At 57.8% G+C, this 275-nt stretch carries 1 protein-coding gene; it reads right to left on the reverse strand.

The window, feature by feature from the left end; all coding sequences use genetic code 11:
* Nucleotides 1–51: 51 nt before the first annotated feature.
* Nucleotides 52–249, reverse strand: coding sequence for a hypothetical protein (locus tag AC1RPW_RS08435; protein WP_289900953.1), 198 nt, complete (start codon nt 247–249; stop codon nt 52–54).
* Nucleotides 250–275: the final 26 nt, after the last annotated feature.

Here is a 275-nt window from a genome sequence, read left to right on the forward strand (position 1 = left end):
GATACACGGCCCGGATAGGGGCCGCGTCGATTGGCTTGAGCGCGCGTCGCATTAGCTGCGGTCCATCAGAAACTTGTACACGTCGCGCGGCGTCTTCAAATCCACGTTTTTGTAGACAATGCCGTGTGTCGTGCGTACCGGGTCCGACACCTCGATAGTGCCGTCTTGCAGCGTACGCGCATCGTACCCGGCGGCGCGCAGCGCAGCCAGCGGGCCTTTCATTTCGTGAAATTTGGTAATTGCGTTCATTTCGTTTTACTCCGTAGCGGTTAGTC

The organism is Dellaglioa sp. CoH-55-MRSF-8, assembly GCF_056782195.1.

What these genes read in the sequence shown, in the direction of transcription:
- AC1RPW_RS08435 (WP_289900953.1), bottom strand. Translation starts at nt 249, where the DNA reads ATGAACGCAATTACCAAATTTCACGAAATGAAAGGCCCGCTGGCTGCG.